General features: G+C 70.9%; 13 protein-coding genes. 7 read left to right on the forward strand and 6 right to left on the reverse strand.

Annotated elements, in window-relative coordinates; translation table 11 throughout:
* A partial coding sequence (locus G6N75_RS03375) for a protein-disulfide reductase DsbD domain-containing protein (protein WP_165346658.1) occupies positions 1–1,714 on the reverse strand: 1,714 nt, incomplete at its 3' end.
* 119 nt (positions 1,715–1,833) lie between these two features.
* Here G6N75_RS03375 and cls point away from each other — a divergent pair.
* From cls to G6N75_RS03400, 5 genes are all read left to right on the forward strand, one after another.
* Complete coding sequence (gene cls, locus G6N75_RS03380; RefSeq protein WP_165346659.1) at positions 1,834–3,294, forward strand: cardiolipin synthase; 1,461 nt, start codon at positions 1,834–1,836, stop codon at positions 3,292–3,294.
* 73 nt (positions 3,295–3,367) lie between these two features.
* Complete coding sequence (locus tag G6N75_RS03385) at positions 3,368–4,585, forward strand: efflux RND transporter periplasmic adaptor subunit (protein ID WP_165346660.1); 1,218 nt, start codon at positions 3,368–3,370, stop codon at positions 4,583–4,585.
* 16 nt (positions 4,586–4,601) lie between these two features.
* Positions 4,602–5,291, forward strand: coding sequence for an ABC transporter ATP-binding protein (locus G6N75_RS03390; RefSeq protein ID WP_165346661.1), 690 nt, complete (start codon positions 4,602–4,604; stop codon positions 5,289–5,291).
* Complete coding sequence (locus G6N75_RS03395) at positions 5,288–6,445, forward strand: ABC transporter permease (protein ID WP_165346662.1); 1,158 nt, start codon at positions 5,288–5,290, stop codon at positions 6,443–6,445. Before G6N75_RS03390 ends, G6N75_RS03395 begins: the two co-directional genes overlap by 4 nt.
* A gap of 15 nt (positions 6,446–6,460) precedes the next feature.
* Entirely contained in the window at positions 6,461–7,645 is a 1,185-nt protein-coding gene (locus G6N75_RS03400; RefSeq protein ID WP_165346663.1) for an ABC transporter permease, read from the forward strand.
* A gap of 27 nt (positions 7,646–7,672) precedes the next feature.
* On the opposite strand, the gene G6N75_RS03405 is transcribed toward G6N75_RS03400, so the two are convergent.
* Together G6N75_RS03405 and G6N75_RS03410 are read right to left on the reverse strand one after the other, a co-directional pair.
* Positions 7,673–8,314, reverse strand: a complete 642-nt coding sequence (locus tag G6N75_RS03405) for a thiol:disulfide interchange protein DsbA/DsbL (protein WP_165346664.1) — start codon at positions 8,312–8,314, stop codon at positions 7,673–7,675.
* 62 nt (positions 8,315–8,376) lie between these two features.
* Complete coding sequence (locus G6N75_RS03410) at positions 8,377–8,976, reverse strand: c-type cytochrome (RefSeq protein ID WP_165346665.1); 600 nt, start codon at positions 8,974–8,976, stop codon at positions 8,377–8,379.
* A gap of 102 nt (positions 8,977–9,078) precedes the next feature.
* On the opposite strand from G6N75_RS03410, the gene yihA reads away from it, so the two are divergent.
* The gene (gene yihA, locus G6N75_RS03415) at positions 9,079–9,690 is read left to right on the forward strand and encodes a ribosome biogenesis GTP-binding protein YihA/YsxC (RefSeq protein ID WP_165346666.1); all 612 of its coding nucleotides are present in this window, start codon (positions 9,079–9,081) and stop codon (positions 9,688–9,690) included.
* Between the two features lie 291 nt (positions 9,691–9,981).
* Entirely contained in the window at positions 9,982–11,469 is a 1,488-nt protein-coding gene (locus G6N75_RS03420) for a hypothetical protein (protein ID WP_165346667.1), read from the forward strand.
* Positions 11,470–11,523: 54 nt separating this feature from the next.
* Here G6N75_RS03420 and polA read toward each other — a convergent pair whose 3' ends face one another.
* Genes polA through G6N75_RS03435 form a run of 3 tightly spaced genes read right to left on the reverse strand, consistent with a single transcriptional unit; the run spans position 11,524 to position 15,736 of the window.
* The gene (gene polA / locus G6N75_RS03425; protein WP_165346668.1) at positions 11,524–14,229 is read right to left on the reverse strand and encodes a DNA polymerase I; all 2,706 of its coding nucleotides are present in this window, start codon (positions 14,227–14,229) and stop codon (positions 11,524–11,526) included.
* Complete coding sequence (gene lysA, locus G6N75_RS03430; RefSeq protein WP_165346669.1) at positions 14,226–15,488, reverse strand: diaminopimelate decarboxylase; 1,263 nt, start codon at positions 15,486–15,488, stop codon at positions 14,226–14,228. The genes polA and lysA overlap by 4 nt, the downstream gene beginning before the upstream one ends.
* Entirely contained in the window at positions 15,485–15,736 is a 252-nt protein-coding gene (locus G6N75_RS03435) for a hypothetical protein (protein ID WP_165346670.1), read from the reverse strand. The genes lysA and G6N75_RS03435 overlap by 4 nt, the downstream gene beginning before the upstream one ends.
* Positions 15,737–15,738 lie beyond the last annotated feature (2 nt).

Below are 15,738 nucleotides of genomic sequence, written 5' to 3' on the forward strand. Positions count from 1 at the left end.
CGCCGGCCTCCGCCGTGGCCGGGCCGGGCGTGCCCGGCGCCGGTGCCTGCAGCAGCGGCAGGACCAGGCAGGCGGCGAGCACGCCCCGGGCGGGCACCCGCCAGGCGCCGCCGAAACGCAGCAGCCACAGGCCGAAAGCCACGCCGACCAGCGCGGCCAGCAGCCAGCTCATGGCCAGCACGCCGGTCTGCTCGCCGTAGACCCACAGCAGCCAAACCACGGTCAGCAGCAGCGGGAAAGCCAGCAGCCGGCGGAAGGTGTCCATCCAGGGACCGGGCCGCGGCAGCCGCCGCGCCAGCCCGGGCACCCAGCCCAGTAACAGGATCGGCAGCGCCAGGCCCAGGCCCAGGGCGGCGAAGATCGCCAGCGCGCCCGGGACCGGCAGGGTCAGCGCCACGCCCAAGGCCACGCCCATGAACGGCGCGGTACAGGGGCTCGCGACCAGGCAGGCGAGCATGCCGGTGAAGAAGGCGGCGCGATCGCCGCGGCCCTGCGCCAGCCGCTGGCCGGCGCCGGCGAGGCGGCCGCTGAACTCGAACAGGCCGGCGAAATTCATCGCCATGACGAAAAACAGCAGCACCAGCGCCGCGACGAATGGCGGGGCCTGCAGCTGGAAGCCCCAGCCGAGCGCCTCGCCGGAGGCCCGCAGCGCCAGCAGCACCCCGGCGACCACGACGAAGCTGGCAACCACGCCGGCGGTGTAGAGCAGCCCGTGGCGGCGCAGCAGGGCGCGGTCGCCGCCGGCTTCCATGGCGCCCGCCGCCTTCAGGAAGAGCACGGGGAACACGCAGGGCATGAGGTTCAGGAGCAGACCGCCGAGCAGGGCGAGCCCGAGCGCGGCCAGCAGGCCCGGGGCGCCGCCGGCCGGACCGGGGCCGGTAGCGCCGGCCGCGGCGGCGTCCGGCTCGCCCGGCAGCGCGGTGAACAGCAGGCCGGTGTCACCCTGCGCCAGCAGGAACTCGAAGCGCTCCGGGGGGCTGACGAAATAGTCGCTCTTCGGCAGGACCAGCGCGGTCCCGCCGGCCGTGTCGAGCCAGCGCGGCGCCACCGCGTTCGAGGTGACCTGCGCCGTCACCGGGAAGTAGGTCCATCCGGGTCCCGGTCCTGGGGACAGTCCCCGCGGGAGCCGCAGCTCGACGGTCTCGGCGGTGTAGCTGACGCTGGCGGCCGCGGGGGCCGGGACGGGCTGGCGGCGCTCGGCCGCGGCGAAAACGTCGGCCCAGCGCGGGTCCGTGGCCGCGCTCGCTGCCACCGGCAGGCGCAGCGTATAGCGGCCCTCGCCGGGCAGGCACTCGACCCGGCAGATCAGCCAGTCGGCGCGGGCCTCGATCACCAGCTCGGAGCCGGCGAAACCCGCCGGTACCGTGACGTCCAGCGGCAGCACCAGCGTATCGCTGTAGCCGAAGTTCACCAGCGGCGGGACCGGCAGCCGCTCGGGGACGGGCCACTGGATCTCGCCGGCAGCGAAACCCGGCGGCAGCTCCAGCATGATGCGCGTCGGCAGCCCGGAGTCGCCGGGGTTGCGCCAGTAGGTGTGCCATTCGGGATCGTGCCGCAGCCACAGCCCGAGCCGCAGGGTGCTGCCGGGCACCACGGCGGTCTCGGCCGCCACCAGGCGCGAGTCCAGGTGATCCGTCCGCAGCGGCGTGTCCGCCGCCGCGGGCACCGGGGCGAGGGCGAAGAGCAGGGTCAGCAGCGGTCCGGGCAGTCGCATCGTCCTGGCTTTTCCCGTGGAGCGGCACGGCATTGTACGACCCGATCGCCGTTGGCGGGTTCCGGGCCGGCGGCGAGCCTGACTTATACTGCCGGCACGCGTGAGGCCCGGGAGGATGCATGCCAGACGTCGAAGGCGGCCTGCTGTCCGCCCTGCTGCTCGGCGGCCACATGCTGCTGGTGGCCGGCCTAGCGGTGCGGATCCTGGCGCGCAAGCTGCCGGTCGGCAGCACCCTGGCGTGGCTGGTGGTGCTGTTCGTGCTGCCGGTGGTCGGCCCCGCGCTGTACCTGTTCATCGGCGAGAACCGCCTGGGCAACAAGCGCGCGCGGCGCTGGACGGAAATCCACGATCTCTACCGCGGGTGGCAGGGGCGCCTCAGGACGCGCGCCGAGATCGACTGGAGCCGGCTGCACCCGCGCGCCCGGGCGCTGGCCAGCCACGGCGAGTCGATCACCGGCTTCGTCGCGCTGCAGGGGCATGCGCTCGAGCTGCTGGAAGGCTGGGACGATTTCGTCGAGGCGCTGGTGGCGGACATCGATGCGGCCCGCAGCACCTGCCACCTCGAGTTCTATATCTGGGAGTCCGCCGGGCGCGCCGCCGAGGTCGAGGCCGCGCTGGTGCGCGCCGCCGAGCGCGGCGTGATCTGCCGGGTGCTGGTGGACGATGTCGGCGCCGGCCGCTTCCTGCGCAGCCGTGCGGCCGGCAAGCTGCGGGCGGCGGGCGTGCAGGTCGTCCGCCAGCTCCCGGTGGGCCTGCTGCGCATGCTGTTCGTGCGCATGGACCTGCGCAACCACCGCAAGATCGTGGTGATCGACGGCGAGATCGGCTACACGGGGAGCATGAACCTGGTGGACCCGGCGCACTTCAAGAGCAACGCCGGGGTGGGGCGCTGGGTGGACGCCATGGTGCGGCTGCGCGGCCCCGCGGTGGAGGTGCTGAACGGCACCTTCCTCGAGGACTGGGAGCTGGAAACCGACGAGGGCATGGAGATCCTCGAGACGGCCGACCTGAAGGCCGTGCACGAGGAGGGCGACACGGTCGTGCAGGTGGTGCCCTCCGGCCCGGGCCTGAACCGGGCCTCGATTCACCAGCTGCTGCTGTCGCTGCTGTATTCGGCCGAACACGAGCTGGTGCTGACGACGCCTTATTTCGTGCCGGACGAGTCGATCCTGACCGCCCTGATCTCGGCCGCCCGCCGCGGGGTGACAGTGACGCTGAACGTGCCGGACCGGCTCGACTCGATCCTGGCGCGCTTCGCCGGGGAGGCCTGTTTCTCCGAGCTGCTGGCGGCGGGAGTCCGGATCGCGCGCTACGAGCCGGACCTGCTGCACACCAAGGCGATTACCGTGGACGGCCGCATCGCCGTGCTCGGCTCGGTGAACATCGACATGCGCAGCCTGTGGCTGAATTTCGAGATCTCGCTTTTCATCTACGACCGTGGTTGTGTCGGCCGCGTCCGCGACCTGCAGGCGCGCTACCTGCACGACTCGGTGCTGCTGCAACCCAGCGCCTGGGAGGGGCGGCCGCTGGGCGGTCGCGTGGCCGAAGGCGTGCTGCGGCTGCTGGGGCCGCTGCTGTGAACGGCTCCGGCGCCGCCCACGGGCGACGCGCGGTCATCAAGACGCCGCGCTACCCCTGCTAGAATCGGCCGCCATGGACAAGGCCGAGCTGTTGCAGCAGTTGAAAATCGAGCGCGAGGCCCCGGCGCCCCGCGGTGCGCGCCCGGCGCTGTGGATCGCGGCCGGGCTGGTCGTGGTGCTCGCTGCCGTGGCCGGCTATTTCTGGGTGGTTGCCGCCGACGAGGCGGTGCCGGTGCGGGTCGGCACGGTCCAGGCGCCGGCCGGGAATGCGGCCCGCTCCGTGCTGGATGCGACCGGCTACGTGACGGCGCGGCGCATCGCCACCGTGTCCGCCCAGGTCACCGGCCAGGTCGAGACCGTGTTGATCGAGGAGGGGATGGAAGTCGAGGAGGGCCAGGTCCTGGCGACCATCGACGACACCGAGTGGCGCGCCCAGGTGGCGCTGGCCCAGGCCCAGCTCGAGTCCGCCCGCTCGCAGCTGGTGGAGATTCGTGCCCAGCTGGCCCAGGCCCGGCGCGAACTCGCCCGGCAGGAGGAGCTGGTGGTGCGCGGGCTGGCCTCCCAGGCGGCGGTGGATGCGGCGGCTACCGAGGTCGAGGCCCTGGCGGCGCGGCTGGCCAGCGCGAGCACGAGCGTCGAGGTGTCGCAGCGCTCCCTCGAGCTGGCCCGGGTACGCCTCGACAACACCGTGATCCGCGCGCCTTTCGCCGGGATCGTGACGGTCAAGGCGGCGCAGCCGGGCGAGATGATCTCCCCCGTGTCCGCGGGCGGCGGCTTCACCCGCACCGGCATCGGCACCATCGTCGACATGGACTCGCTGGAGGTCCAGGTGGACGTGAACGAATCCTTCATCCAGCGGGTGCATCCCGGCCAGCGCGTGGAGGCCATCCTCAACGCCTACCCGGACTGGCGTATTCCCGCCGAGGTGATCGCCATCATCCCGACGGCGGATCGCAGCCGCGCGACGGTCCGGGTCCGGGTGGCCCTGCTGGAGCGGGACCCGCGGATCGTGCCGGACATGGGCGTGCGCGTCGCGTTCCTGTCGCCCGCGGAAGAGCCGGAAGGCGCGCCCGCGCCGCGGCTGCTGGTGCCCGCCGCGGCGGTGCGGGAGGAGAACGGGGCGGCGCACGTCTTCGTGCTGCAGGGCGAGCAGGTGGCGCGCCGCGCGGTGGAACTCGGCGCCGAGCAGGGCGGGTCCCGGCCCGTGCTGACAGGACTGCGCAGCGGCGAACGCGTGGTGCTGGATCCGCCTGCGGGGCTGGCGGACGGCGACCGGGTCAGGATCGAGTAGGCAGGCAGGTGCAAACATGAGCGCAATGATCGAGATTCGCGGCCTGAGCAAGGTCTACACGCGCGGCAAGCAGAAGGTGGAAGCCCTGCATGCCGTGGACCTGGACATCGAGCAGGGCGACTTCGTGGCCCTGATGGGTCCTTCGGGCTCGGGCAAGACCACCCTCCTGAACCTGATCGGCGGGCTCGACTCGCCGACCAGCGGCACCATCAAGGTCGACGGCCAGTCGCTGGAGCGCATGAGTTCGGGGGCGCTGGCGCGCTGGCGCGCGGCCCACGTCGGCTTCGTGTTCCAGTTCTACAACCTGCTGCCGGTGCTCACGGCACAGCGCAACGTTGAGCTGCCGCTGCTGCTGACGAAACTGTCGGCGGCACAGCGCCGGAAAAACGCCGCCGTGGCGCTGCAGCTCGTCGGGCTGGCGGACCGCGCCAACCACAAGCCGCGCGAGCTGTCCGGCGGCCAGGAACAGCGGGTCGCGATCGCCCGGGCCATCGTCTCCGATCCCTCGCTGCTGGTGTGCGACGAGCCGACCGGCGACCTGGACCGCGAGACTGCGGACGAGATCCTCGAGCTGTTGCAGATGCTCAATCGCGAGCACGGCAAGACCATCGTGATGGTCACCCACGACCCCAAAGCCGCCGAGCATGCGCGCCGGCTGGTGCGGCTCGACAAGGGCACGCTGCTGCCGGAGGACGAGGCGGCATGAAGTACCTGCACCTCGTCTGGTCCGGGCTGTTCCGCAAGAAGTTCCGGACCATCCTGACGCTGCTGTCGGTGATCGTGGCGTTCCTGCTGTTCGGCCTGCTGCAGGCGGTCAACGAGGCCTTCCAGGCCGGCGCCGACCAGGCCCGCGCGGACCGTCTCATCACCAACTCCCGTTACTCCATCATCGAGATGCTGCCGATCAGCTACCTGCCGCAGATCGAGTCGGTGCCGGGGGTGAAAGAGGTTGCTTTCGCCAGCTGGTTCGGCGGTTCCTACCAGGACCGGCCGGCCCAGTTCGCCGTGTTCCCGGTCGATCCCGAGCGCTACCTGCGCGTCGCGCCCGAGATCGAGCTGAGCGAGGAGGCGCGCGAGCGCTGGCGCAGCACGCGCGACGGCGCTGTCGTCGGCCAGTCGCTGGCAGAGCGCTACGGCTGGCAGGTGGGCGATCGCGTCACGCTGGTGGCGGACATCTGGCCCCAGCGCGGCGGCGGCAACGAGTGGAACTTCGAGATTGCCGGCATCTACACCAGCCCGGAGTCCGAGCAGGACGAAGGCGCCCTGCTGTTCCAGTGGGAGTATTTCGACGAGGCGCGCCAGTTTGCCCGCGGCACAGTCGGCTGGTTCATCCTCCAGGTGGAGGATCCCGACCGCGCCGAGGAAGTCTCCCAGGCCGTCGACGCGCTGTTCGCCAACTCCAGCAACGAGACCAAGACCCAGACCGAGAAGGCCTTCGCGCAGGGTTTTGCGCGCCAGTTCGGCGACGTCGGCCTGATCGTCACGGCCATCCTCGGCGCCGTGTTCTTCACCATCCTGGTGCTGACCGGCAACACCATGGCCCAGGCGGTACGGGAGCGAATTCCGGAACTCGCCATCCTCAAGACGCTGGGCTTCAGCGACCGGGCGGTGCTCGGCCTGGTCGTCGGCGAGGCGCTGGTGCTGATCGTGCTCGGCGGCATGCTGGGCCTGGGGCTGGCGGCGGCCGCGCTGGGCGGGCTGAGCGCCGCGCTGGCGGGGTTCGGCATCCAGGGCATCAGCCTGTCGGTCGTGGCCACCGGGCTGCTGCTGATGGTCGCGCTGAGCCTGGCAATCGGGCTGCCGCCCGCGGTGCGCGCCATGCGGCTGCGCGTGGTCGACGCCCTTGGCGGCCACCAGTAGGGGGAGGCGGAGCACATGAACACTCTCAGGCAGATCTGGGCCGTGTCGCTGATGAACCTGCGAAGCGTGCCCCAGCGCTGGAGCACCTCGCTGGTCATCGTCGTCGGCATCGCCGGCGTGGTCGGCGTCCTCACCGCGATCCTCGCCATGGGCGAAGGTTTCAGCGCCACGCTGGGCGCAGCCGGGAAGGAAGACCAGGCCATCGTGCTGCGCAGCGGCGCGACCTCGGAGCTGACCAGCGGCCTCAGCCGTGAAACGGTCGACCTGATCAAGCGGGCGCCCGGGGTGGCCCGTGGCGCCGACGGCGAGCCCGTGGCCTCGGCCGAGATCCTGGTCATCGCCGACCTGCCCAAGGCGGGTACCGGCACGCTGGCGAACGCGCCGATCCGCGGCGTCCAGCCCGGGGCCTTCGGCCTCAGGCCGGAGGTCCGGATCATCGAGGGCCGGAATTTCGAGCCCGGACCGCGCGAGCTGATCGTCGGGCGCGGCGCGGCCAGCCAGTTCGAGGGCCTGGAGGTGGGGGCGCGGGTCGCTTTCCGCGACGCCGACTGGACCATCGTGGGGATTTTCTCGGCCGGCGGCGGCGCGCACGAGTCGGAGCTGTGGGGCGATGCCGAAACCGTGATGTCGGCGTACCGTCGCGGCGGCTTCCAGTCCGTGACCGTGCAGCTCGAGAGTGCCGAGTCGATGGAGGCCTTCCAGGCCGCGCTGGCCGATGATCCGCGGCTGAACGTCGAGGCGCAGACCCTGCGGGCCTATTTCAGTGCCCAGTCGCGGCAGATGAGCACGCTCATCAACGTGCTGGGCTACACCGTGGGCTACATCATGGCGATCGGCGCCCTGTTCGGCGCGCTCAACACCATGTACGCCGCCATTTCCACCCGCGCGCGCGAGATCGCCACGCTGCGGGCGCTCGGCTTCGGCGGCACGGCCATCGTCACTTCCGTGATGATCGAGGCCCTGCTGCTCGCCGTGATCGGCGGCGCCATCGGCGGCGGCCTGGCCTGGGCGCTGTTCAACGGCTACACCGTGTCGACGCTGGGCGCCAACTTCAGCCAGGTCGCCTTCGACTTCAAGGTCACGGGCGAGCTGCTGGCCCAGGGCATCGCCTGGTCGCTGGTGATCGGCTTTCTCGGCGGGCTGTTCCCCGCGTGGCGCGCGGCCAGGCAGGAAGTGACCACGGCCCTGCGGTCGCTCTAGGACGGGCCGCGGGGCGCCGGTGCCTCGTCAGCGCGCGGCTTCGCGCTCCACGAGGTAGTTGATCACCTCGGGGACCGTGGCCGGCCCGCCGGGCTGGTCGGCGCTGACCACATACTTGCCGTTGATCACGACCGCCGGCACGAAGGTGAGCCGGTAGCGCCCGGCGCGGACCTGGGCGGCGCGCACCTCGGCGTCCACGCTGAAGCTGGTCAGCGCTTCCCGGGCCTGGTCCTCGGGCACGTCGTAGCGACCCAGGAACGCGACCATCGAGTCGATGGTGTTCAGCGGGTTACGCTCGACGTGGTACTCGTTGAAGATGGCAGCGTGCGTCTGCTCCTCGATCCCGAGCGCCTTGGTGGCGAAATACAGGCGCGCATGGGGCTGCCAGGCGGGATTCAGCGGCGCGGGCATGCGCACGTACTCGGCCGCCTCGGGCTTGTTCTTCGCCCAGGCCTCCAGGTACGGCGACAGCATGTAGCAGCCGCCGCAGCCGTACCAGAACATGTCCACGACCTCGACCTTGCCTGGCGGCACGTTGGTGGGCTGCGCCGGCTTCAGCACCCGGTAATGCTGGCCCTCCACGAACCGGGGGGCGGAGTCCTGGGCCTGGGCCGGGAGGGCGGCCGCGAACAGGGCCAGGGTGAGCAGGGCAAGGGCGGTGCGGATCATGTCCGGTCTCCTCGGGAATGCTTGGTCTTGTTAAGGCAGCCGGGCCGGCCAGGAGTTCCGTCTCAGCGCAGGCCCTGGATGTAGGAGGTCACGGCCTCGATGTCTTCCTCGGACATCCTGGAGGCGATGTCCTGCATCATGGCGTTGGCGCGCTCGCCGGAGGCGTAGGCGCGCAGGGCGAGGGCCGAATAGGCGGCATGCTGGCCCGCGATCATCGGGTAACCGGCCAGCGGGTTGCCCTGGCCGGTCGGGCCGTGGCAGGCGGTGCAGGCGGTGATGCCGCGCTCCTGGTCGCCGCCGAGGTAGAGCTGGCGGCCGGCGTCCACCAGCCCCGGGTCGGCTTCCAGCGCGGCGGGCTGCTGGGCCTCGTAGTAGGCGCCGAGATCGAGCATGTCCTGCTCGGTCAGACCGATCGCCATCGGGGACATCAGCGGGTTCTGCCGCTCGCCGGACTGGAAAGCCTCGAGCTGGGCGACGATGAACTCGGCGTGCTGACCGGCCAGGCTGGGCCATTCGGGGTTCATGCTGTTACCTTCGGGCCCGTGGCAGGCCAGGCAGACAGCCGCTTTCTGTTGGCCCGCTTCGACGGAACCCTCGGCCAGCACAGTGTCGTTCATCCCCAGGGCCGCGGCCATCGCGGCAACGGCGAGAAGCATCCTCATGGCTCTATATCTCCGGTGATTGTCCTGCCGACTTGCCAGCGCATCGTCCGGCGGGTAGAACCCGAAATTCTACACTACCTCCCGGAGTGACAGTCCACTGCCATGAGCGCCTATCCCGACGCGGAGTTCCTCACCAGCGCCAACAAGCGCTCCCAGTTCCTGCCGGACGAGGGCCGGGAGGTCGCCTTCGCGGGCCGCTCCAATGCCGGCAAGTCCAGCGCCATCAACGCCATCCTCGGCCGGCGCGGCCTGGCCCGGACCAGCAAGACGCCCGGCCGCACCCAGCTGGTGAATTTTTTCGGCCTGGGCCCCGACCTGCGGGTCACGGACCTGCCGGGCTACGGCTACGCGAAAGTGCCGGAGGCCGTGCGGCGCCACTGGGGGAAGCTGATGGATGACTACTTCCATCACCGCCGCTCGCTGGCCGGCCTGTTCATCGTCATGGACGCGCGCCGGCCGCTGACCGAGTTCGACCGCGCCATGCTCGGCTGGGCCGAGACGGCCGGCTGCCCGGTGCATCTGCTGCTGACCAAGGCCGACAAGCTCTCCCGCGGGGCCGCCGCAGCGGCGCTGCTCGGGGTGCGGAAGGAGGTTGGCGGCCTCGCGACGGCGCAGCTGTTCTCCGCGCTGAAGGGTACCGGGGTCGAAGCGGCGCGCGAGGTGCTCGACGGCTATCTCGGCGTGGCGCCCGCGCCGGGGCCGGGCGGCGGATAAAAAAAGCCCCGGGGGGCAAAAGCGCCCCGGGGCAATACTTGGTCCGGTTTGGGGGAACCGGACTGCTGGCCCGCCCAGGGAGGGTGGCGGGCGAGCGTCACGTTGGCGCTCACGGATACTGACTCCCGCGGTGCGGCAAAAGTTCCGGCCCGGCTTGCCGGGCCGCCGGAATCGGTAAAAAAACCTATATACGCCGGTGGATTGGCCCGGTGATGATCCCGGTCCAGGCCGGCGTTTGTGGCCGGATGGAACCACATGTGGCGAGTCGCCACGGCCAGGAAGCCGGCTGTTATGCCCAGGAAAACCAGGATCATTCTCGCCAGCGTCGCGCTGTCGCTCGGCGCCTGCGGCGGCGGTTCCGGGTCCGGCGGCGACGAGCCCGCCACCGCCTACTTTGTCTCGTCCCAGATCATGCTCACCGCGATCCAGGGCGAGCCTCCGCCGAGCTACTCGGCCCAGGTCTTGTTCGACGGAGTGCCTGCCGACCAGGTGTTCGCCGAGTTGTCCTTCAGCGGCGAAGGCGTGGCTGAAATGGAGTTCATCGCGTGGAACGCGAGCTATGCCACGGTGGAAATTCGCTTCACCGACCCGGCGGACCTGGATCCCTGGGAGCACAAGGGCCTCGTGGGGATCAGGTTGTGTCACGACGCAGCCTGCAGCCGCCCGCTTTACAACATGCCGCGGTACCTCAACACCAGCTACATTGTCCGGGCCGCCGCGCCGCCGGAGCCGGATCCGGACCCCGACCCGACACTGGGGGTCCTGCCGGTGCTCGACCGGGTCGAACTCGGCCACGATGTCGTGGATGCGGAATACAGCGCCGCGCTGGAGGCGATCGTCATGGTGTCCATGCAGCCCGAGAACGCGCTGCATGTGCTTTACCCGGCCACCGGCGTCACTCACTCCGTGCCGTTGAGCCGCACTCCGGTCGCCGTTTCGGTCGCCCCCGACGGGCGCACGGCGGCGGTCGGGCATGACGGCCTGGTCAGTCACGTCGAGCTCGAGACACTCGGGGACGCCCTGCCGCCGCCGCCAGTGGAACTGGCGCTGTCGGCCCAGGTTTTCGACCTGGTGCTCGACGGCCGCGGCCGCGCGCATGTGATTCCGGTGGAACTGATTCCGGTGAGTTACCCGAGGAGCTTCGTCTCGATCGACATCGCCAACGGTACCGAGCAGCTGGGCTCCAGTTCCGTAACGCCAGGACGAGCTCGCCTCCACCCGTCGGGAGACTTCATTTACGTCGCCACGCACTCATATCCCAATGACCTCGAAAAATGGGACGTACGATCCGGCACGGCGGAGCTCGTCGACGACTCGCCTTACCACGGCGACTACCCCATTTGCGAGGACGTGTGGCCCTCAGAGGACGGCCAGGTGCTGTATACGCCGTGCCGAGTCGTGTTCCGAGCCTCGTCGGACCCCGCGCGGGACATGACCTTCGCCGGCGTGTTCAACGATTCCTTCGAGGGATGGGGCCGTTTCGAAGCCCTCAGCCACTCCGGCGAACTCGGCGAGATCATGGTGGTCGACGTGGAAGTTCGGCCGGACTGCGAATTCTCGGTGTGGGCGCCCCCGTGCCACCGGCGGCTCGGGATCTATGAGGACGGCTTCCTCAACCGCATCGAGCAGTACTGGATTCCGCCGCTCTCGGTGGGAGGGCGGTCCTACGCGCAGGAAATACTGTTCGTCTTCCACAGCAGCAACGGCGCCCACCGCTACCTGCTCAGCCGGCTCCCGGGCGTCCCGGCAGACCCCCACTACCTGAGCGTGCTGCGCTAGGCGGGGCCTGTCCCCAGGACCGGTCCCTGGGACCGGTCCTGGGGACAGGCCCCATCAGTGGGCTTCGTCCCAGTTCAGGCCGGCGGCGGCATCGACCTTCAGCGGCACCGAAAGCTCGATCGCCTCGCCCATCAGGTGATCGAGCGCCTCGATCAGCGCCTCGACGTCGGCCTCCGCCACCTCGAACACCAGCTCGTCGTGCACCTGCATGATCAGGCGCGCGTCGACCTTGCCGACCGCCAGCCAGTCGGCCACCCGGATCATCGCCAGCTTGATGATGTCGGCGGCCGTGCCCTGCATCGGCGCATTGATGGCGCTGCGCTCGGCGTACTGGCGCCGCTGGCTGTTGCGCGAGCGGATCTCCGGCAGGTGCAGCCGGCGCCCCAGCACGGTGGTGACGTAGCCGTCGGTGCGCGCTTTCTCGCGGGTCTCGTCCATGTAGCGCTTCACGCCCGGGTAGCGCTCGAAATACAGCTCCACGTACTCCTGCGCCGCCGCCCGCTCGATGCCGAGCTGGCGGGCCAGGCCGAAGGCGGACATGCCGTAGATCAGGCCGAAGTTGATGGCCTTCGCCGAGCGGCGCTGCTCGGCCGTGACCTGCTCGAGCGGCGTCTCGAACACCTCCGCGGCCGTGGCGCGGTGGATGTCCTGGTCCTCGCGGAACGCGGCCTGCAACCCCTCGTCCCCGGACAGGTGCGCCATGATCCGCAGCTCGATCTGCGAGTAGTCGGCCGCCACCAGCCGGTAGCCCTCGGGCGCGACGAAGGCCTGGCGGATGCGCCGGCCCTCGGCCGTGCGCACCGGGATGTTCTGCAGGTTCGGGTCGGAGGAGGACAAGCGTCCGGTCGCCGCCACCGCCTGGTGATAGGAGGTGTGCACGCGGCTGGCCGCGTCGCACAGCTCCGGCAGCTTGTCGGTGTAGGTGGACTTCAGCTTCGCCAGGCCGCGGTACTCCAGGATCCGCCCCGGCAACTCGTGCTCGGCGCTGAGTTCCTCCAGCACGTCCTCGGCGGTGGAGGGCTGGCCGCCGGGCGTCTTGCGCAGGGGCTTCAGGCCGAGGCGCTCGAACAGGATCTCCTGCAGCTGCTTGCTGGAGCCGAGGTTGAACTTGCCGCCGGCCGCCGCGAAAGCGGCCGCCTCGGCCGCCGCCATGCCCTGCTCGAGCTCGCGGCTCTGCCGGCGCAGCAGCGCGGTGTCGAGCAGCACGCCGTGGCGCTCCATGGCATAGAGAATCGGCACCAGCGGGCGCTCGATTTCCTCGTAGACCTGCTGCAGGCCGGGGGTGTCCTTAAGCTGCGGCCACAGCGCCCGGTGCAGCCGCAGCGTCACCTCGGCGTCCTCGGCGGCGTAGGGCGCGGCCGTCGCCACCGGCACCTGGTCGAAGGTGATCTGCTTCGCGCCCTTGCCGGCCACGTCCTCGTAGCGGATGGTCTGGTGGCCGAGGTATTTCAGCGCCACCGAGTCCATGTCGTGGCGCGTGGCGGTCGAGTCCAGCACGTAGGACTCGAGCATGGTGTCGTAGCGCACGCCGGCCAGCGCGATGCCGTGGTTGGCCAGCACGTGCCAGTCGTACTTGAGGTGATGGCCGATCTTGCCGCGCGCCGGGTCCTCCAGCAGCGGCTTGAGCTTGGCCAGCGTGTCCTCGAGCCCCAGCTGCTGCGGCGCGTCCGGGTCGTGGTGTGCCAGCGGCACGTAGGCGGCGCGCCCGGGTTCGACCGCGAAGGACACGCCGACGATGCGCGCCTTCATGTAGTCCAGGCTGTCGGTCTCGGTGTCGAAGGCGAACTCGTCGGCTGCGCCGAGTTGCGCCAGCCAGTCGTCCAGCTGCGCCGCGGTGAAGACGGTCTCGTACTCGGCGGGGGGGGCCGGCGGGCTGTCGGCCGTGGCGGCCCCGGCCGGGTTGCCGTCCTCGTCCGGCAGCTTGCGCAGCAGGGTGTTGAATTCCAGCCGCGTGTACAGCTCGCGCAGGCGCTGGACGTCGGGCGGCGCCGGCGCCAGGTCGGCCGGGCCCTGCTCCAGCTCGACGTCGCAGCGGATGGTGGCGAGCTCGCGGGAGAGCTCGAGCTGGTCCAGGTGGGCGCGCAGGCTCTCGCCGATCTTGCCGCCCACCTCGTCCGCGCGCGCCTTGAGCGTGTCGAGGTTGCCGAACTCCTGCAGCCACTTGGTTGCGGTCTTGGGGCCGCACTTCGGCACCCCGGGGATGTTGTCCGAGCTGTCGCCGACCAGCGCCAGCCAGTCGATGATGCGCTCCGGCGGCACGCCGAACTTCTCCTCCACGCCGGCGCGGTCCAGTACTTTGCCGGTCATGGTGTTCACCAGCGTGACGTCGCCGTTGACCAGCTGCGCCATGTCCTTGTCGCCGGTCGAGACCAGCGTCGCCATGCCCGCCTCGTGCGCCTGGCGCGCCAGCGTGCCGATGACGTCGTCGGCCTCGACCCCGGGGACTTGCAGGATCGGCAGGCCCAGGGCCTGCACGATCTCGAGCAGCGGCCCGACCTGGGCCGAGAGCTCGTCCGGCATCGGCGGCCGGTTGGCCTTGTACTCGGCGAACAGCTCGTCGCGGAAGGTCTTGCCCTTGGCGTCGAACACTACCGCGAAGTGTTCCGCCTGCTGCTCGTCGCGCAGCTTCAGCAGCATGTTCACCACCCCGAGCACCGCGCCGACGGGCTCGTCGCGGCTGTTGGTCAGCGGCGGCAGGGCGTGGAAGGCGCGGTAGAGGTACGACGAGCCATCGACCAGCACCAGCTGCGGCTTGCTCACGGCAGCGCCTCCTTGAAGCGCGCCTCGCCGCGCCACAGCTCCTCGGTGGTCTCGCGCCGGCGCACCACCCTCGCCTCGGCCCCCGCCACCATCACCTCGCAGGCGCGCGGGCGGGCGTTGTAGTTCGAGCTCATGACGAAACCGTAGGCGCCGCCGTCGGCGACCGCCAGCAGGTCGCCGGGCACCACCGCGAGCTCGCGGTCGCGCCCGAGAAAATCGCCGGTCTCGCACACGGGACCGACCACGTCGATCGGCTCGGCGTCGGGCGCCGCGCCGGCCCGCGCCGGCAGGATGTCGTGCCAGGCTTCGTACAGCGCCGGCCGCAGCAGGTCGTTCATGGCCGCGTCGACCAGGGCGAACTTGCGTCCGTGGCCCTGCTTCACGTAAGCGACCCGGGTCAGCAGCAGCCCCGCCGGCCCGGCGATGGCGCGGCCCGGCTCGAGCACGATGTCCAGGCCGAGTCCCGCCAGCGCGCCCAGCACCACCTCGGCGTACTGCGCCGGCGTCGGCGCGACCTGGCCGTGATGATCGATGCCCAGCCCGCCGCCGGCGTCGACGTGGCGCAGGGCCACGCCGTCGGCCTGCACCGCGCGGGCGAAATCGGCCACCTGGGCGAGCGCGGCCGCCAGCGGCTCCAGCGCCATCATCTGCGAGCCGATGTGGCAGGCGACGCCTTCCAGTTTCAGGCCCGGCAGGGTCATAGCCCGCACCACCAGGGACCCGGCATCCTCCAGCGCGATCCCGAACTTGTGCTCGCGCCGGCCGGTGGATATGTGGCGATGGCCGCCGGCCTCGACATCGGGGTTCACGCGGATGGCGATGCGGGCCTCGCGCCCGGCCTCGACCGCCAGCTCCGACAGCCGGTACAGCTCCGGCTCCGACTCGACGTTGAAGCAGGCGATGTCCTGCGCCAGCGCCGCGCGGATCTCGTCCTCCAGCTTGCAGGCGCCGGAGAACACCACCCGCTGCGGGTCGCCGCCTGCGGCCAGCACGCGCGCCAGCTCCCCGCCGGAGACGATGTCGAAGCCCGCGCCGTGGCCCGCCAGCACATCCAGCACCGCCAGGTTGCCGTTGGCCTTGACCGCGTAGCACACGCGCACCGGATGCCCCGCGAAGGCGTCGACGAATGCCAGGTAGCGCGCCTCCAGGGCGCCGCGCGAATAGACGTAACATGGCGTGCCGAAGCGGGCGGCGAGATCCTCCACCGGCACGTCCTCGGCGTGCAGCCGGCCCTCGCGATAGGCGAAGGCGGGATTCACCGGCGCCCCGCGGCCTGCCCGCCGTCGGGCGGCGGTTGTTTCGGCTGCGCCGGGTTGTCCTCTTCCTCGGGCGCGGCCGGCTCTGTCGCTGCCTCGTCCCCGGCGATCGGTTCGAGCTCCTCGACTTCGGGCCGGGGCGCCGGCTCGGGCTCCTCGAGATACAGGTCGCCGTACATGCCGCAACCGCCAAGCAAGAGCAGCACGGCCAGCGGCAGCCAGGGGCGGGCAGCGGTCGGTCGCAGTGCCATGC

Source organism: Thioalkalivibrio sp. XN8, from assembly GCF_011058255.1.
GTDB lineage: Bacteria > Pseudomonadota > Gammaproteobacteria > Steroidobacterales > XN24 > XN24.